At 39.2% G+C, this 18,337-nt stretch carries 13 protein-coding genes and 1 pseudogene; 10 read left to right on the top strand and 4 right to left on the bottom strand.

The features are described 5' to 3' along the window. Positions 1–255 precede the first annotated feature (255 nt). From NRL14_RS08165 to NRL14_RS08150, 4 genes are all read left to right on the top strand, one after another. Complete coding sequence (locus NRL14_RS08165) at positions 256–2,808, top strand: glycoside hydrolase family 3 protein (protein ID WP_306724416.1); 2,553 nt, start codon at positions 256–258, stop codon at positions 2,806–2,808. A gap of 45 nt (positions 2,809–2,853) precedes the next feature. After that, positions 2,854–3,936, top strand: coding sequence for a sensor histidine kinase (locus NRL14_RS08160; protein WP_033039307.1), 1,083 nt, complete (start codon positions 2,854–2,856; stop codon positions 3,934–3,936). Continuing rightward, positions 3,911–4,738, top strand: coding sequence for a LytTR family DNA-binding domain-containing protein (locus tag NRL14_RS08155; protein ID WP_096792971.1), 828 nt, complete (start codon positions 3,911–3,913; stop codon positions 4,736–4,738). The genes NRL14_RS08160 and NRL14_RS08155 overlap by 26 nt, the downstream gene beginning before the upstream one ends. Positions 4,739–4,973: 235 nt before the next feature. Then, positions 4,974–5,207, top strand: coding sequence for a DUF6429 family protein (locus tag NRL14_RS08150; RefSeq protein ID WP_008134061.1), 234 nt, complete (start codon positions 4,974–4,976; stop codon positions 5,205–5,207). Positions 5,208–5,221: 14 nt separating this feature from the next. On the opposite strand, the gene NRL14_RS08145 is transcribed toward NRL14_RS08150, so the two are convergent. After that, positions 5,222–6,238, bottom strand: a complete 1,017-nt coding sequence (locus tag NRL14_RS08145; protein ID WP_007375364.1) for a LacI family DNA-binding transcriptional regulator — start codon at positions 6,236–6,238, stop codon at positions 5,222–5,224. A 292-nt stretch (positions 6,239–6,530) separates the two neighbouring features. Between NRL14_RS08145 and glk the strand changes: the two genes are divergently transcribed. The 6 genes from glk to NRL14_RS08115 all read left to right on the top strand — a co-directional run bounded on the left by glk (position 6,531) and on the right by NRL14_RS08115 (position 13,758). After that, positions 6,531–7,523 carry a glucokinase gene (glk, locus tag NRL14_RS08140; protein ID WP_007375363.1) on the top strand — a complete coding sequence of 331 codons (993 nt, stop codon included), beginning with the start codon at positions 6,531–6,533 and terminating at the stop codon, positions 7,521–7,523. Between the two features lie 35 nt (positions 7,524–7,558). Then, on the top strand, positions 7,559–8,575 hold the full coding sequence (locus tag NRL14_RS08135; RefSeq protein WP_007375362.1) for a LacI family DNA-binding transcriptional regulator: 1,017 nt from the start codon (positions 7,559–7,561) through the stop codon (positions 8,573–8,575). A gap of 334 nt (positions 8,576–8,909) precedes the next feature. Further along, a complete protein-coding gene (gene edd / locus NRL14_RS08130) occupies positions 8,910–10,760 on the top strand; it encodes a phosphogluconate dehydratase (protein ID WP_096792974.1) in 1,851 nt (616 codons plus the stop codon). Positions 10,761–10,793: 33 nt separating this feature from the next. Further along, positions 10,794–11,414, top strand: coding sequence for a bifunctional 4-hydroxy-2-oxoglutarate aldolase/2-dehydro-3-deoxy-phosphogluconate aldolase (gene eda, locus NRL14_RS08125; RefSeq protein ID WP_007375360.1), 621 nt, complete (start codon positions 10,794–10,796; stop codon positions 11,412–11,414). 9 nt (positions 11,415–11,423) lie between these two features. Next, a complete protein-coding gene (gap, locus tag NRL14_RS08120; RefSeq protein ID WP_007375359.1) occupies positions 11,424–12,428 on the top strand; it encodes a type I glyceraldehyde-3-phosphate dehydrogenase in 1,005 nt (334 codons plus the stop codon). 205 nt (positions 12,429–12,633) lie between these two features. Further along, positions 12,634–13,758, top strand: coding sequence for a sterol desaturase family protein (locus tag NRL14_RS08115; RefSeq protein WP_306724415.1), 1,125 nt, complete (start codon positions 12,634–12,636; stop codon positions 13,756–13,758). Positions 13,759–13,836: 78 nt separating this feature from the next. Here NRL14_RS08115 and NRL14_RS08110 read toward each other — a convergent pair whose 3' ends face one another. The 3 genes and pseudogenes from NRL14_RS08110 to NRL14_RS08100 all read right to left on the bottom strand — a co-directional run bounded on the left by NRL14_RS08110 (position 13,837) and on the right by NRL14_RS08100 (position 18,251). Further along, positions 13,837–15,159, bottom strand: coding sequence for a leucine-rich repeat-containing protein kinase family protein (locus tag NRL14_RS08110; RefSeq protein WP_373462525.1), 1,323 nt, complete (start codon positions 15,157–15,159; stop codon positions 13,837–13,839). Between the two features lie 41 nt (positions 15,160–15,200). Next, complete coding sequence (locus NRL14_RS08105) at positions 15,201–15,914, bottom strand: YebC/PmpR family DNA-binding transcriptional regulator (protein ID WP_002959761.1); 714 nt, start codon at positions 15,912–15,914, stop codon at positions 15,201–15,203. A gap of 258 nt (positions 15,915–16,172) precedes the next feature. After that, positions 16,173–18,251: pseudogene (locus NRL14_RS08100) on the bottom strand (M13 family metallopeptidase). Between the last annotated feature and the right edge of the window lie 86 nt (positions 18,252–18,337).

Below are 18,337 nucleotides of genomic sequence, written 5' to 3'. Positions count from 1 at the left end.
ATTTTCAGCGCTAACTGCGTTAAATTTACTTGCATTAGGCCAGCTATTGACGTGTAAATTCGCCTTGTTTCACTGAAAATCGCTGGTTAGAGAGAATAAATTTAAATATCACCCTAATTCAATATGTTAGTAAATCTCTTAACCAGGGTTCAGGTTAATTACATAAAATCGCAAGGAAGCGTTTTTCGTAATAATGTTAGCACGAATGGCTAACAGCATTAAAAATCAAGTTATAAAAACTCTAAGGATCCCTAAATGCTTACTATTAATCGTCGTTTTTGGCGAAATACTTTTCCTGCTTTGTTAAGCGTATGTACTTTAAGCGTTAGCGTAATGGCTACAGAATTAGTAGATTGGCCAATGGTTAATACGCAATTAAAGCCTAATCTATCGGTTGAGCACCAAATTGATGAGCTTATGGCGACAATGAGTATTGAGCAAAAAGTAGCACAATTAATTCAACCAGAAATAAGCTATCTCAGCGTTGAAAAAATGCGAAAGTATGGCTTTGGCTCATATTTAAATGGAGGTAATTCAGCACCATACGGCAATAAAACCGCAGATTCAAAAACGTGGTTACGCTTTGCTGATGAAATGTATTTAGCCTCAATTGATAGCTCGCAAGACCAAAGTACAATACCCACCATTTGGGGCACAGATGCTATGCATGGCCATAGTAATGTATATGGTGCAACGTTATTTCCTCACAATATTGGTTTAGGTGCAGCTAACGATGCAGAATTAATAAAAAAAATTGGCAAAGCAACAGCAAAAGAAGTTTCAGTAACCGGTATTGAATGGAGTTTTGCACCCACAGTTGCTGTAGTAAGAGATGATAGGTGGGGACGTACTTACGAAAGTTATTCAGAAGACCCTGATATAGTTAAACGTTACGCAAGTGCTATGGTGTCAGGTTTACAAGGTGATATAAACGACGATTTTTTAAATGGTTATCATCGTATTGCTACGGCAAAACACTTTGTGGGTGATGGCGGCACCGAAAACGGTATAGATAGAGGAAATACTGTGATTGATGAAAAAACACTGAGAGATATTCACGCGGCGGGTTATTTTTCGGCGATTGAAGCGGGTGTGCAATCAGTCATGGCCTCGTTTAATAGTTGGAATTCAAGACGAGTTCACGGCAGTAAATATTTATTAACGACTGTACTGAAGAAAAAAATGGGGTTTGATGGATTTGTTGTAAGTGATTGGAATGCGCATAAATTTGTAAAAGGATGCGATCTTGAACAATGTGCCGGTGCATTTAATGCAGGTGTCGATGTAATGATGGTGCCAGAACACTATGAGGCATTTTATCACAATACAGTTAAGCAAGTTAAGCAAGGCGATATAAAGCTTGAGCGAATAAATGACGCGGTTAGGCGTTTTCTTCGCGCAAAAGTGCGTTGGGGATTATTTACCAAGGATAAGCCATCGAGTCGTGCAGAATCTAAAAATACAGACTGGTTAAATGCCCCAGAGCATAAAGCTTTGGCACGTGAGGCGGTTAGAAAGTCTTTAGTATTATTGAAAAATAATACACTAAAAAATAATCAAAATGTGTTACCAATATCTCCGCGTAGCAAAATATTAGTGACAGGTAATGGCGCACATAATATTGCCAAACAAGCGGGTGGTTGGAGCGTATCATGGCAAGGAACGGATAATACCAATGCAGATTTTCCAAATGCAGTGTCTATTTTTGATGGTTTAAAAGAACAAGTACTTGCCGCTGGTGGTGAAATTGAATTATCGCAAAATGCACAATATAAGCAAAAACCCGATATAGCAATAGTCGTGTTTGGCGAAGATCCTTACGCCGAGTGGTTTGGCGACATACAAGGGCTTGAATATCAGCAAGATAATAAAAAAGATCTCGTTTTATTAAAATCGCTGCAAGCACAAAACATTCCGGTAGTGAGTGTATTTATAAGCGGTCGTCCGCTTTGGGTAAATAAAGAGATAAATGCGTCGGATGCGTTTGTAGCCGCATGGTTACCGGGCTCACAAGGGCAAGGTGTTGCTGACGTTTTACTTTTAGATAAAAACGATGCTGTTAAATACGACTTTACAGGTAAATTAAGTTTTTCGTGGCCAAAATTTGACGACCAATTTATTCTCAATAAAGGCGATAAAAACTACGATCCTTTATTTGCTTATGGTTATGGACTTAGTTATAAAGAACCTAAAAGTGTAAAAAAACTATCAGAAAAAACCAGTCCAAAAGCTAATGAAAGTGACAGCCAAGGCACCTCATTTTTTGTTAGAAACTTAGCACCTAACGTTCGCTGGGCGTTATCAGACCAAACTCAAACCAACATAATGACTAAAAGCTCATCAGCCATGAGCGCCGACGGCAAAAGTATTTCTATGCAATCGGTTAACTTAGCGTATCAAGAAGATGGCAGACAGTTTGTTTGGAATAATACACAAGAGATTGCCATAGTGAGTTTACGTTTTGAACAAGCAACGACAGAGTTTAAAGACGTTGATAAACAGTTCATACAATTTGATATACGCGTTGATGATGTGCAATCGGATGTTGTTGAGCTTCGCGCAATGTGTGGGGAACAAGTATGTTTGACTAAAATAAGTCTAATGACTCAACTTACCCAGTTAAAAAATAAAGGCTGGCAAACTGTCGCTATAAAGTTGGGATGTAGTGCAGCTCAAACAAAGATGAACGAAGTCACTGAAATACTTAGTATTAATGCTCAGCATCCACTCAATTTAGCAATTGCGAATGTTGCGTTAGTGAAAGCGACACAGAGTAATAGCCTTATTATAGGCTGTAATGATTTATAAACTTTAATCGGGTTTAATACCTGTTTTCATTTTATTAGGATAGATGTGAAATTAGAATCTCGGCGTTATTTATTTTGGGCTTTTCAGTTGAGTGGTTGGGGGATTTATGCGCTTTTAACTGAAATAATGATAAAGCTACCTAGTAACGAGCCTTGGCAAATTCATATTCCGCATTTGGTACTCGACACCTTATGCGGGCTTTTCATAACGCTTGGTTTAAGGAAGTGTTATTTGTTCGCAAGAACAAAATCGGCAAACATAAGTATTCCACTGCATGTTTCAGCGCTGTTGATTGCAAGTATAGTGTGGACCGCTTTTAAATGGGCTGCTTTGCAGTGGTTTTATGGCCATTGGTGGTCAGCGATGAGTTGGTTTGACTTTGGCACCTGGAGTACGGCGTCACTTACTATGTTAGCAACATGGACGGGGGCTTATTTTGGTATTACATCTTACCTTGATAACCAAGCGCAAAAACAAAAAGCTGCTGTTGCTCTTAACTTAGCAAACGAAGCACAGCTTAAAATGCTGCGTTATCAGTTAAATCCTCATTTTATGTTTAATAGCATTAACGCAATTTGTACGTTAATACTAAAAAAAGATAATATGCATGCAGTTGATATGCTTGAAAAACTATGCGATTTATTACGGTATAGTTTGTACACCGATCCGCTTGCTAAAATAACAGTGCACGAAGAAGTACAAATATTAAATACCTATCTTGATATAGAGCAATGCCGTTTTGGTAATAAGCTGAATGTAAACATTATTACCGAGTCTCACTGCGATGACTTTTTAATTCCTTCTATGCTTATTCAGCCTTTAGTTGAAAACGCTTTAAAGCATGGAATGGATCAAGCTCAAAACATAACAATAACGCTAAGAATAGAGCAAAAGAATAATACGTTGTCTATTTCTGTTTTAGATACAGGCAAAGGTTTTAACACAAATACTAATTCTCAAAGAGGAATAGGCTTAAAAAATTGTGAACAACGATTAAGCTTAATTTATCCTCAAAATAATAAATTTAAAACAGGTAACAACGAACTGGGCGGAGCGTGGGTTAATATGGCAATTCCACTTGAGCGTACACAGGAGAATATGCATGCAGCTAAAAACACTGATAGTTGATGATGAGTACAGTGCTATAGAAGGGTTGATGATAAGGCTTGAAAGCTTTCCTCAAATAGATGTTATTGGCCATGCTAATAGTGTAGATGACGCCGTAAGTATTATAAATAAAACCCAACCAAACCTTATTTTTTTAGATATAGAAATGCCTGAAAAATCAGGCTTTGAGTTAGTTAAATACTTTATTGGGAATTATTGCCCTGCTGTTATTTTTGTTACAGCTTTTCATCAGCATGCAGTGCAAGCTTTTGAAGTTAAGGCGGTAGATTATTTGCTCAAGCCGGTTAAATTGCAGCGCTTAGGTGAAGCTATTGAGCGCGCAAGTGAACGTTTAAGTAGCGTGGTTAACAAGCAGCAATTACTTGAAATGCGCGAAAGTTATTTAAACGCGCAGCAACCAAGACTCACCAACTCAACAAAAATTGAAACGTTAGTTGAGGCTAATAACTTAATTATACAAGATGGTCGAAACCCTATACAACTTGTACCTTACAACGATATTTTATGTATAGATGCAGCAGGTGATTATATGTGTGTACATACTCAACAAGAAACATTTGTGATGCGCGCTCGAATGAAAAGTCTCGAAAAAGATACACTCCCAGCTGATTTTGTACGCATACATAAATCAGCTATCGTAAATCTGAAGCATGTAAAGCGTTTAGAACCTCTGCGAAATAGTGAGTACAACGCTATTTTAAAAAATGATAAATCTATGAAAGTAAGCCGTACTTACAGCAAAGAACTAAAAAGTCGATTACTTAAAAACTCTGGTTACTTATTATCACAGAGTTTGAATTAGAAATAATGGTTTCAGTGGCAATTATATTGCTCAATTATTTTATCTTCTTCATTCTCTGGTTCAAGAATGAAACTAAACCAGTAGCAGATAGACGAAGTGATGAAAAAGCAGAACTGCACGTCCTGGTTATAAAAATGAAAGGGTTTAATGAATAAAGCCTCGCTATAAAGGGTTTAATGAATACGTAAATAATTTAAAGCTTGAATTCAAGAGTCCTAATGATTGGGAGTTAGTAATGAATATTGATGAAAATAAAATAGATGAAGCTGCATTAGCGTTGATGTATCTCACATTACATGAGCACAATCGAGCTTGGAAGCAAGTTGATTGGGAAGTAACCAACCGGTTGTTTGAAAAAGGTTTAATCTGTAACCCTATTGGTAAAGCTAAATCTATCGTATTAACGGTTGATGGGCTTAAACAATGTGAAATGTTATTTAATAAGTTATTTGTAAAAAATGAGCCCTAAAGTTTACAATTAAATTAACTTGAGCCTCTGGCAATTAACAGCGGCGGTAATAAAGTGCTTTGCACTTCTTCCCCGCGTATGAGTTTTAATAAATTTTCAACTAGCATTTGTCCTGCAACCGTCGTATTTTGCTCTATGGTCGTAAGTGGTGGGTTTACATAGCTCGCAATAGCAATGTTATCAAAACCGACAACAGCTACGTCTTTAGGTACCTTGATATTTGCTTCTTTAAGCGCTCGTATTGCGCCAATGGCGATTAAATCGCTTGCAGCGAATAAGGCGTTAAACTTTATATTATTAGCAATAAGGGAGCGGGTGGCGTGATATCCAGATTCTTCTGTAGATATAGCGTTGGCCATCTTTCTTTCGTTTATTGTTACCTTATTAGCAAGTAGCTCATCTTTGAAGCCTTGAAAGCGTGCAAAAAATTCTGGACTATGATCTGAAGCATCACCTATAAACGCACAATCGCTACGATTATGTGCAATAAAATGGGCTGCAGCTTGCTTACCTCCACCATAGTTATCACAGCATACGGTTAGATCAGGGCGGTTATCAACCGTTGCTCCCCAACAAACAAATTTAGTATTTTGTTCAAGTAGGCTTTTAAACTTTGGTTGAAAGTCGATGTAATCACCATAACCTAATAAGATGATGCCATCAGCTCTGTGGCTATCTTCGTAGTCAGCTTGCCAATCAGCACTAGCAGATTGAAATGAAACTAATAAGTCATAGCCTTCTTTAGCGCACGCGCGAGTTATGCTACCTAGCATAGCCAAAAAAAATGGATTAATTTGTGAGTCATCTGAGGTTGGGTCTTCAAATAATAACAACGCGAGTGTACTACTTTGTTGCGTGCGAAGATTACTGGCATTTTTATCTACTTTGTAGTTAAGTTGTTTGGCTACATCGTGAACACGTTTGCGTGTTTCTTCATTAACCAGAGGGCTATTACGTAAAGCACGAGAAACGGTTGATTGAGACACTCCAGCATAGTGGGCAATGTCAAATGAAGTAGCTTTACCTTTCATTGTTACAACTTAATTAAAGTAATAAATAATTGTGCCATTCTCGTTTATTAATGGATTTTTTCAAGCTTTTTATGGTTAAAGGCATTTATTTATTGATTTGACCATGACACCGGTGTCATAATGTGGGCGTTTTATCATTTTGTTGTCAAAACGTATTGGCTGTCTATATTCTTATAGGCAGCATTTTTACTGTGATAGCTGCTTTAGGGTGATAGCCTAAAGTAAATAAATACCAATGGTTTACCGTTGTAGAATAATAAGCATTAATCGCTTAAACAAAAGAGATAACACCATGAGCTTACACGCTTCTACCAAATTTGATCCTATCCTGGTTGCTGATGTCGGCGGCACCAATGCTCGTTTTGCTCTAATTACAGCTTTTGACGAGGCAAAAAACCAATTTATTATAGAGCATAACAACACATTTCCCAGTGCTGATTTTGGTTCGCTTGAAAATGCATTAGAGCGTTACTTATCAACCATCTCACATATTAAACCTAAACGCGCATGTTTAGCAGTTGCAGGCCCTATAAAAGCAGGGCAAGTGCATTTAACTAATTTAGGCTGGCATTTTAGTGTTAACGAATTTAAACAACATTTTAATTTAGAAAAATTAGATGTTATTAACGATTTTGCTGCTTTTGCGTATGCGTCGCCTTATTTAGATCCTCTGCAAAATGTGACTGTGAAATCAGGACAAGCTGATGAAAATGCAAATATTGGTGTAATGGGCCCCGGTACTGGCTTTGGTGCTGCGTGTTTAGTAAGAACAGCTCACTCTACGTCAGTATTAAGTTCTGAAGGTGGTCATATATCGCTTGCGGCGGTTAACGAATTAGATACCGCACTAATTACAGAACTCAGAAAAGAGCATCAGCATGTATCTGTAGAAACCGTATTCTCTGGTCCAGGCATTACACATTTATACAAAGCAATGGCTGCGGTTAAAGGTGTTACTGCAAAAAACCTTGATGCGGCGCAAATTAGTAGCTTAGCTAATAGTGGTGAGTGTGAAGTGTGCGATGCAACTCTCAATCAATTTTGTGATTGGATAGGCAGCGTGGCAGGTGATTTAGCATTGGCTTATGGCGCATTAGGTGGTTTGTTTATTGGTGGTGGTATTTTGCCTCGCATGCAATCTCGCTTACTTGAAAGTCGTTTTGTTGAACGTTTTTCGCAAAAGGGTATTATGTCGCAATATACAGGGCAAATTCCCGTAACGCTTGTAACGCAAGATAACATCCCGTTAATTGGTGCCGCAGCATGTTTGCACAACAGTAAATAAGGTCGTTTCCTTGTTTGCATTTGGAAAATAGAGTGATGAAAAAAGTAACAATCAACAGCGTAGCAAGCCATGCTGGTGTTTCTAAAAAAACGGTATCACGCGTTTTAAATAACGAACCTAATGTTAGTGTGGCTACGCGTGAAAAGGTGCTTGCAGTATTCAAAGAGCTTGATTATACCCCAAATCCAATAGCACGTGGGCTTGCTCAAAATCGCAGTTTTATCATTGGTTGCCTCTACGATAACCCAAGTAAAAGTTACATTACGCGAGTGCAAACAGGTGCGCTAGCTGCTTGCCAAGAGAATAATTACAACCTTTTAATTCACCCTTGTGAATTTAGAGGTGAAGCTCTTATCAACAATATTGAGCAATTATTACAAACATCACGGTTAGATGGAATTGTTCTGACGCCACCATTTGGTGATTTTGCTGAGTTGGTTAATTTTTTAAAATCAAAAAAAATTCCTTATGCCAGAGTGGCATCAGCAATATTAGAAGATGATTCAATCTCTGTGCGCAGTAATGATGAGCAAGGTGCATTTGAAGTAACAGAACATTTGATAAGCCTTGGTCATAAGTCAATTGCTTTTATCAAGGGGCATCCAGATCATAGTGCTACGCAACAACGATTTAAAGGTTATAGACGTTCGCTTGCCAGCCATGGTATAGAATTTAACGAACGCCTAGTAGAGGAGGGTAACTTTAGTTATCACTCTGGTGTGGATAGCGCACGTAGTATTTTAGATTTGTCACCAAGGCCAACCGCTGTATTTGCTTCAAACGATTACATGGCTGCAGCAGTACTTAAATTAGCAACTCAGCGTCAATTAAGAGTGCCTGATGATATTTCAATAGCAGGGTTTGATAATGCACCGATTGCACGCCATATTTGGCCAGGATTAACAACAATTGCACAACCTGTTGAGGAAATGACTAAGCAGGCTGTTACTCAACTTATTTCTCATATAGCACAGCCTCAAGATGAGCCATTTCAGGTAATTCTTGAATCTCGTTTGATCACACGTGAATCAACAGCTCAAGTTAAAAAATAGTCTAAATTCTTTTTCACAGTAGCCCGAATATGAGTGACGCATATTTGGGCTTTTTTATTTTTATAAACTTGCTAAAAAGCCGCTTATACCTAAAAATTATAATGTTCATTAATCGGTCATGTTAAAAAGTTAGTCTATTTTTATTACTCAGGGTTGACACCGGTGTCATGGTCATGCGTTAATACAGTGACACCGGTGTCAGGGTTGTTGTGAGAGGCTCCCTGGTAGCGTACCTTTGAACGGGTAAATCAAAGATGCTCAGTACAGTTATTTACGTGGAGTCTGTAATTGCTACTGAGCCTTTATCCTCTAACTAATAGAGATGAGTTAAATTATGTTGCACCCTCGTATTCAAGAAGTTACCCAGCGCGTTATAGAACGCAGTAAAAATACCCGTCAAGCCTACTTAGAACGTATTTCGCACGCAAAAAAACAAACAAGAGTTCGTGCTGGATTAGGTTGCGGTAATATTGCGCATGTTATGGCTGCATGTAGCAGTGATGACAAAGCCCGCTTAAAAGCTGATGAGCAGCCAAATCTTGCTATTATTAACTCATATAATGATATGTTATCGGCTCATGTGCCATACAAAGACTATCCAGATTTAATTAAAGACATTGCAACAAAATACGATGCTACAGCTCAAGTTGCTGGTGGCGTTCCTGCAATGTGTGATGGTGTTACGCAAGGGCGTGACGGCATGGAGCTTTCGTTATTTTCTCGTGACGTAATCGCTATGTCTACAGCAATATCGCTTTCGCACGATGTGTTTGATGGCGTTTTTTGTTTAGGCGTTTGTGACAAAATTGTTCCTGGTTTATTAATCGGTGCATTGTCGTTTGGTCATTTACCTGTGTTCTTTTTACCAGCAGGTCCAATGCAATCAGGTATTCCTAACAAAGAAAAAGCACGTATTCGTCAAAAATTTGCACAAGGTTTAGTCAGTCGCGAAGACTTACTAGAGGCCGAAAGCGCTTCTTACCATAGTGCAGGTACGTGTACGTTCTACGGTACTGCCAATTCAAACCAAATGTTAATGGAAATAATGGGTTTACACCTTCCAGGTAGTTCATTTATTAATCCTTACACTGAGCTTCGCGATGGCCTTACTGGTAATGCTGTAGAAACCATGCTTAAGCAGCTTACCGATGATAAAGAAAGTCCGTGTTTAGCCGATGTGATCAGTGAAAAAACGATTATAAACGGTTTAGTGGGCCTGCTTTCTACAGGTGGCTCTACTAACCATGCAATCCATATTGTTGCGATAGCAAAAGCTGCCGGCATTCAGGTTACGTGGAAAGATATGTCTGATTTATCAGAAGTTGTACCACTGCTTACACGTATTTATCCTAACGGCTCAGCTGATGTAAACCACTTCCAAGCAGCTGGCGGTATGGGTTTCTTAATGCGAGAGCTTGCAAGCGCTGGTTACTTACACACAGACGTTAAAACAATGCTAGGCGATGGTTTAGCACCTTACATGACAGAGCCTCGTTTAGATAAAGACGATAGCTTGATCATGAGTAACTCAACCGGCCCAACTAAAGTTAAATGGGTAGATTGCCCAGCAAACTCACACGATGAAGAAGTACTTCGCCCAGTGAGCAACCCATTTAGTAAGCAAGGTGGTCTGCAACTTCTAACGGGTAACTTAGGTAAAGCTGTTATCAAAGTGTCAGCGGTTGCTGAAGAACATCAGATTGTTACTGCTCCTGCGAAAGTATTTAGCTCACAAAGTGCTCTGCAAGATGCATACACGCGTGGCGAATTAAACCAAGACTTTATTGCTGTGCTAAAAGAGCAAGGCCCTAAAGCGAAAGGCATGCCAGAGCTACATAAGCTAACGCCAGTAATGGCAACGCTTCAAGATGAAGGCTTTAAAGTCGCCATTGTTACTGACGGCCGTATGTCGGGTGCATCAGGTAAAGTACCTGCAGCTATTCACTTAGCGCCAGAGGCTGTTGAGGGCGGTATTATAGCTAAAATTCGAGAAGGTGACTTAGTGACGCTTGATGCGCCAAACGGAATTTTGAAAGTACATGTTAGCGATGAAGAACTTGCAAAACGTGAACTAGAACTTAGCCAACCAAGTGCAACATTTGGTACGGGTCGTGAATTATTTACAGGGTTTAGAAATATCGTAAGCAGTGCCGATTTAGGGGCGAGTGCTTTTGGACTTGAATAAAAATTAGCCATACTGGGTAATGAGGAACAAGTAATGAGTATTGAAAAAATCTTAGCATCGGCACCAGTGGTGCCAGTGGTTGTAATCGAAAAATTAGAAGATGCTGCACCACTTGCTAGAGCGTTATATAACGGCGGTTTAAAAGCCTTAGAAATTACACTACGTACACCAATTGCCGCAGAAGCTGTAAAGCTAATGAAAGCGGAAGTACCAGAAGCATATGTTGGCACTGGAACAGTTGTAGATAAAGCAAGCTTTGATCTTTCAGTAGCTGCGGGTGCTGATTTTATGGTGAGCCCAGGTGTTAGCGATGAGCTGATTGCTTTAGCAAAAGAGTCAGATATACCATTTTTACCAGGCGCTGCAACGGCGAGTGAAGTTATGCAGCTTGCGTCGCATGGTTTTAAGTTTTTAAAATTCTTCCCTGCAGAAGCCGCGGGCGGAACAGCAATGCTTAAATCAATCGGTGGCCCATTACCACATATTACTTTTTGCCCAACTGGCGGCATTAGCCTAGCAACTGCACCTAATTATTTAGCGCTTAACAACGTTATTTGTGTGGGTGGTACTTGGATGCTAGATAAACAACTAATTGAAAATAAAGACTGGCAAGCAATTGAAGCGCTTGCTCGCCAAGCAAGTGAACTTAAATAGGAGTCTAAAATGATTAATGTAGCAATTAACGGTTATGGCCGTATCGGTCGCAATGTATTACGTGCACTTTACGAGTCAGCTCAAAACAACGAAATTAAAATTGTCGCAATTAACGATTTAGCACCAGCTAACGTAAATGCACATTTAACGCAGTATGACTCAGTTCATGGTATTTTTTCTAAAAAAGTAACACTTGAAAACAACACTATGCTAATTGGTGATGACGTAATTACGTTAACGCAAGAGCGTGATCCTGCAAACTTACCGTGGAAAGAGCTAAACGTAGACATCGTTTTAGAATGTACTGGTTTTTTCACTAAGCGTGATGACGCTGCTAAGCACATTACTGCAGGCGCTAAAAAAGTAATCGTATCTGCTCCAGGTACTGGTTTAGATGCAACAGTAGTACATGGTGTAAACAGCGACGTAATTAATGCTGATAGCAATATCATTTCTAACGCTTCTTGTACTACTAACTGTTTAGCGCCAATTGCAAAGGCAATTAACGACACAGTAGGTATTGAGCAAGGTAGCATGACGACTATTCACGCTTACACCAACGATCAAAACTTATCTGACGTTTACCACCCAGATTTATACCGTGCGCGTAGTGCAACTCAATCTATGATCCCAACTAAAACAGGTGCTGCGGCAGCTGTTGGTTTAGTATTACCAGAACTTGCTGGTAAATTAGATGGTATGTCGGTACGTGTACCTACAATCAATGTTTCTTTAGTTGATTTTACGTTTATCACTAAGCGTGATACGACTACAGAAGAAATCAATGCAATCATGAAAGAAGCATCAACGGGTTCAATGAAGAGTATTTTAGAATATAATGAGCTTCCGCTTGTTTCTATCGACTTTAACCATAACCCAGCGTCGTCTATCTTTGATGCAACGCAAACTAAAGCCAATGGCAAACTAGTTAAAGTAATGGCTTGGTACGACAACGAGTGGGGTTTCTCAAACCGCATGTTAGACCAAGTTAAAGCATTAGGTCAGTACTTATAATTGACCTTGTAAAAGTTTAGCTTTATCCAACCAAGCCACGCATTGCGTGGCTTTTTTGCGTTTGGTTTATCTGTATATTTGCAATTCAAAATTAGCAGGGAACTATTTGTATTTTTTATACCCTAAATTTTGTTAATATGTGGGTGTGTAAATTAATGGAATTTCGTTGTATTTAATCAACTCAACGACGCAAGGAATAATAAAAATGATCAGAGCTTTATCGCGAAAAGTATTTCGCACAAATCATCTTCAGATAGGTGAGGGCAACATAAGTGGCTACATAGCCTGCTTTTTAGCAATACTGAGTTGCTTAGGCGTATTAGCGTTTCACTTTCCTGAATATTTAACCACACCAGAGCTGAGAAAAAGCTACAGCGTCGACTTTTTACGTCAGCTTATGTTTGCATCATTATTAGTCTCGGGCAGTTTAGGATTACTTAACTTTGTACGTAATACCAATAAGCGTTTAGGGGCTACAGCGTGGTTTTTTATTTTACTCGCTATTATGTTTGGCGGACCAAACGTTGAAGTAAATGAATTTGCTTCTGATACACCTTATATAGGGCTTGATTGGTTTATTTTAGATTTACTCGGTTCAACACTTATATTTATTGTGATTGAAAAGTTATTACCTCATCGTAAAGATCAAAAAATATTACGTAGTGAATGGCGGGGCGATTTAAACCACTTTTTTGTAAATCATTTAATTATTGGTTTTGTATTACTTGTTACTAACCACTTTGTGCATTATGGCTTTGGCTGGGCTGTATCATCTACAGTACAAGGTTATATAGAGCAAACTCCCTTTGCAGTGCAGTTGTTTTTAATAATACTCGTGGCTGATTTAATGCAGTATTGGGTGCATCGTGCTTATCACGAAGTCCCTTTACTATGGCGCTTTCATGGCGTACATCACAGTGCTAAAGAAATGGATTGGTTAGCGGGCTCTCGCCAGCATATTCTTGAAATACTCGTAACGCGCAGCTTAGTGCTCACGCCTATATTTGTACTTGGTTTTTCACAGCAAATAATTAGCTTGTACGTAATAATTGTGGGTTTACAGGCTGTGTTTAACCATGCAAATGTACGTGTGAAATTTGGTTGGCTAAAGTATTTTATGGTTACACCGCAGTTTCACCATTGGCATCATGCGTCAGATAAAGCCGCGATTGACCGAAATTACGCTGCACATTTTTCGTTTTTAGATTATGTGTTTGGTACTGCTGTTAAAGGCCAAAAAGAGTGGCCACAAGCGTATGGCGTAGTCGGGGATTACATGCCCATAGGTATGCTTAAACAACAGGTTTACCCGTTTAAGCGCACTAAATAAATTCGGGAATCCGGATAAACATAAATTAAAAGCGAGCAAGGTGTTACATTTTGCTCGCTTATATTATTAATATTAAACTTATTTTAGCTCAGCTAATAACTCAGTAAATGTAGGTCTTTGATTTAATATAGGTTTCATGGCGCATTTTGCCATATCGGACATTTTAACAAAGAGCTCACTTTGTTTATCATCGCCAGTTACCGTGCCTAATAAGTCTTCAATTAAACACCCTAATGCACGTACTTCAATTAACTCGATTTGCTTTTGTTGATAATCACTTAACATGGCTAAGTTTGTGGCTGCACCAAAATCACCAAATAATACATCAGCATCTTTGTTTATCATGGTGTTATGCGCATACACGTCGCCATGGCTTACTTTACAAATATGTAAGTGATGCAGCGTACTTACCATTTGCTGTGCAATTTTTAAAATAGCGTGAGTTGAGTAATGGCAATCATCATCAAAGGTATCACGCGTACAGGTTTCAAGGCTTGGAGGCAGGCCTAAATTAGTAAAGCTTTTATCTATTAGCTCCATCACTAAACCTAGCTGATCACTTTGCTCTATGTAGGCAAGTACCTTAATTAAATTAGCGTGATCGCCTGCTTGTAAGCAGCAATTTACTTCATCAAGCGGGTAGCCGTCGCTGGTAATTGCGCCTTTAAATAATTTAATAGCTACAGCGCTATCAGCTGCTTGCGCTAAATGAATAACGCCCGATGCACCTTGGCCAATAACATGACTAAGTGTGTAATCGTTAAGAGGCTTATTTTCTAAGCAGCTTTTTGTAAGGCACTGAGCTTTATTAAAATCGTTACCGGCAAACGCAAGCCAAGCAAGTTTAGGTAATTCAAACAGCCAGTCGTCTACGTGTGTTAAGTTATTAGCAGAGAGCCTAACAAGCTCAAGGTTTTTACACTGCGCCATGCTACTTGGCAGTTGCTTAAGTTGATTGCCTGCAAGCGCAAGCTTTTTAAGCTGGGTATAATTACCAAAATCTTCAGGCAATTCGCTTAACGTATTATCGGTGAGTATTAGCCACTCAATATTTTTTGGCAGGCTGTTTAAAGCAAATTCAGAAATTTGGTTACCTTTAAACGCGACCATAATTAAAGCAGGGCATTTAGCGAGCACTTTGGGAATATGCTTAAACTGATTAAACGATAAAAACACACGCTTCAGATGTGTTAAACAGGCAAATTCATCAGGTAGTGTTGATAAGTTATTATTTGATAAATCGAGAACTTCAAGCGTGTCAGCTAAGCTAAAAATTTCTTCAGGAAATGTCGTTAGCTCTTCTACCAATTGCAGGCGAGTAGCACCAACAAGTTTGCCACTTTTAAGCTCTTTAAGGGAGTTCATATTAATACCATGTTCTAAAAATGAAAAAGCCAACATAGCTGTTGGCTTAAAGTCGTTCTAACTTACTAAATCGCTCTTTAGAATTGCGCGTTATGGTAAACGTTTTGTACGTCGTCGCAATCTTCTAACATTGCTAAAAATCGTTCCATAACTTCAACATCTTCGCCTTCAATCGGCGTTTCAATTTGTGGCACAAAGCTAATTAGGTCTTCGTCAAATTCAGTCACGCCCATTTCTTCAAGCGCTGTACGTGTATTGTTGTACTCTGTGTGAGGAGCAAAAACAGTAACTTTACCGTCATCTACTTCTACGTCAGTTACATCAACATCAGCCATCATAAGAGCTTCAAGTACGGCTTCGTCGTCATCACCGTCAAATACAAAAATAGCAAGGTGATCAAATAAATGTGAAACAGAGTTTTGAGCGCCAATTTTAGCATTTGCTTTGGTAAAACAAACACGTACATCAGCAAAGGTACGCTTGTTGTTGTCTGTTAAACAGTCAACAATAATCATACAGTTACCAGGACCGTAACCTTCGTAACGTGTTGCTGCGTAGTCTTCACCGCCGCCGCCTTTTGCTTTGTCTATTGCGCGGTCAATAACGTGTGCTGGTACTTGGTCTTTTTTAGCGCGTTCAATTAAACGACGCAATGATAAGTTACCATCTGGATCTACACCGCCGTTTTTTGCACAAATATAAATTTCTTTGCCGTACTTAGAATAAACTTTAGTTTTAGCACCCGCAGTCTTAGCCATTGAATCTTTTTTGTTTTGGTAAGCTCTTCCCATCTGCGTTTCGCCTTAATATATGTAAATAATAGAATAAAATTATAATGCGTATTCTAAAGGTAAATGCATTCAAGGGCTAGTAAGTATTAAAGCCGATTAAAACTGTAGCGTTTAAAGTCCATCTAAAGTGCATTTTAGTGAGGAGATTATCGAGGGATTTAGACGTTGGAATTATATCTATTATTGTAAATTTAACTCAATAAAAAAGGCAAGCGGTATAACAGGTTGCCTTACTAAGTAATAAAAAGTAAGTATTACTTACCAAATACGTACACGTTCATCTTCAGGAAGGTATAACGCATCGCCTGGTTTCACATTAAACGCTTTATACCATGCATCGTGGTTACGTGGCGCTTGTGCTCTAAAGCGACCTGGAGCATGTGTGCCACCACGAAGTTGGTTAAGCATGCTTTGCTCAGTACGTTTTTCTTTCCATACTTGTGCCCACGCAAGGAAGAAACGTTGATCGCCAGTCACGCCGTCTATTACAGGCGCTTCTTTACCATTTAAACTTAGCTTGTACGCGTGATAAGCCATCGATAACCCACCTACATCACCAATGTTTTCGCCAAGGCTATTGCGACCATTAACAAAGTTACCTTCGATTGGCTCGTATTTACTGTACTGCGCAGCCAGTTGGTCGGCTTTTTTGTCAAATGCAGCGCGGTCAGCATCAGTCCACCAGTTACGTTGCACACCGTTTTCGTCAGATTTTGAACCTTGATCGTCAAATCCATGACCCATTTCGTGACCAATTACAGCGCCAATACCGCCATAGTTTACAGCCGGATCGGCATTTGGATCGAAAAACGGCGGCTGTAGTATCGCAGCCGGAAATACAATTTCATTAAACGAGCTATTGTAGTAAGCGTTTACGCGTTGTGGCGTCATGCCCCAGCGGTTACGATCTGTTTTTTGTAGCTCTTTTTCAACACTTTCTGCGTGGAAAAACTCACGCATGTTTTTTACATTACCGATTAAATCGTTTTTAGTAATGCTTAAACCATCATAAGACTGCCATACATCGGGATAACCAATTTTTGGTACAAATGCAGCCAGTTTAGCGCGCGCATTTACTTTAGTTTCATCGCCCATCCACTCTAGGTTATCAATACGTTCACCAAGGGCTGTACGAAGGTTTTCAACCAGCTCTGACATTTGTTGTTTTGATGATTCAGGGAAGTAACGTGCTACGTATATTTTACAAATAGCAAAACCAAGCGAACTTGTGCCTGACATTTGACTTATTGCACGTTTCCAACGAGGGCGAGGCTCTTGTTGTCCGTTTAGTTCTTTACCAAAAAAAGCAAAGTTAGTATTAAATACGTCTTCTGATAGTAAACCTGCGTTACCGCTAATAGCGTGATACGTTAGGTAGTCTTTCCATACTGCAATATCTTCTTGATTGATTAGCTCAATCATCGCTTTTATAGGTTCAGGTTGAGAGACATTTAACTGAGGTACTTTATAACCTGTTTGCGCAAAATATAAATCCCAGTTAAAACCAGGATAAGCAGTGCTTAAATCGGCGCGTTCAATTTGGTTTAGCGTTAAATCGCGATTACGGCGCTTTTCACGAGGCCAATGACCTTGTGCAATTTTGGTTTCAAGATCAACAATTGCTTGAGCACGCTCTGCGGTATTTTTTACTCCTGCAAACTCAAGCATGTCAGCAATGTGAGCAACATAAGCTGTACGGGTTTTAACAAAGCGCTCAGCGTCTTCAAGGTAGTAAGAACGATCTGGTAAGCCTAAACCACCAGCACCTAGTGACATTTCATATTTATTAGGGTCTAGGCGATTAAACCACATGCCGCCGCCAAAAGGGGCTTTATTACCGGTTAACCAAGACTTACCAAACATCTCAGCTAAATCGTCGGTCGACGATATATCATTAATTTCACTTAATAATGGCTTGATTGGCGCCACACCTAGTTTATTAAGTGTTTCGGTATCCATGTAGGCGTTGTAAAAATCAGCAACGAGTTTTTCTTATGCGTTTAAGTCTTTGCGTGCTGCAATTTCTTCAATAATAGCTTTAACATCGCCTTCGCTGCGCTCAGCTAATCCAGAAAATGCACCGTAGCGGGTTTTATCTGCAGGCATTTCGTAGTTGTCATACCACGTGCCGCTGGCATACATAAAAAAGTCATCGCCTGGTTTAACGGCTTCGTTACGGGCTGTTAAATCAACACCAAAACTACCCAACTCTGCTTTTTCTGTTACTGCTGCTGTCGCTACTTTAGGTTGTTGTTCGTTTGCTTTTGTTGTTTGCGGATCTGAACAACCGGTAATAAATGTGGCAGTTAATGCTGCGGCAATTAAACTCTTTTTCATTACTTACTCCTGAGTATCACTGATTGAATTAAAGCAGCAGTGAATCATTTTTATTGTTACGAATATTTAACTTATCGATTGTTATA

Origin of the sequence: Pseudoalteromonas sp. 20-92, assembly GCF_030847595.1 — a bacterium.
Taxonomy (GTDB): domain Bacteria; phylum Pseudomonadota; class Gammaproteobacteria; order Enterobacterales; family Alteromonadaceae; genus Pseudoalteromonas; species Pseudoalteromonas fuliginea.
Note: the sequence above shows the minus strand (reverse complement) of the source record. Positions and strands in the feature narration are given on the sequence as shown.

What these genes read in the sequence shown, in the direction of transcription:
- NRL14_RS08165 (WP_306724416.1), top strand. Translation starts at nt 256, where the DNA reads ATGCTTACTATTAATCGTCGTTTTTGGCGAAATACTTTTCCTGCTTTG.
- NRL14_RS08110 (WP_373462525.1), bottom strand. Translation starts at nt 15,159, where the DNA reads ATGTTGGCTTTTTCATTTTTAGAACATGGTATTAATATGAACTCCCTT.
- gap (WP_007375359.1), top strand. Translation starts at nt 11,424, where the DNA reads ATGATTAATGTAGCAATTAACGGTTATGGCCGTATCGGTCGCAATGTA.
- glk (WP_007375363.1), top strand. Translation starts at nt 6,531, where the DNA reads ATGAGCTTACACGCTTCTACCAAATTTGATCCTATCCTGGTTGCTGAT.
- NRL14_RS08145 (WP_007375364.1), bottom strand. Translation starts at nt 6,238, where the DNA reads ATGAAAGGTAAAGCTACTTCATTTGACATTGCCCACTATGCTGGAGTG.
- edd (WP_096792974.1), top strand. Translation starts at nt 8,910, where the DNA reads ATGTTGCACCCTCGTATTCAAGAAGTTACCCAGCGCGTTATAGAACGC.
- NRL14_RS08115 (WP_306724415.1), top strand. Translation starts at nt 12,634, where the DNA reads ATGATCAGAGCTTTATCGCGAAAAGTATTTCGCACAAATCATCTTCAG.
- NRL14_RS08105 (WP_002959761.1), bottom strand. Translation starts at nt 15,914, where the DNA reads ATGGGAAGAGCTTACCAAAACAAAAAAGATTCAATGGCTAAGACTGCG.
- NRL14_RS08155 (WP_096792971.1), top strand. Translation starts at nt 3,911, where the DNA reads ATGCAGCTAAAAACACTGATAGTTGATGATGAGTACAGTGCTATAGAA.
- NRL14_RS08150 (WP_008134061.1), top strand. Translation starts at nt 4,974, where the DNA reads ATGAATATTGATGAAAATAAAATAGATGAAGCTGCATTAGCGTTGATG.
- eda (WP_007375360.1), top strand. Translation starts at nt 10,794, where the DNA reads ATGAGTATTGAAAAAATCTTAGCATCGGCACCAGTGGTGCCAGTGGTT.
- NRL14_RS08135 (WP_007375362.1), top strand. Translation starts at nt 7,559, where the DNA reads ATGAAAAAAGTAACAATCAACAGCGTAGCAAGCCATGCTGGTGTTTCT.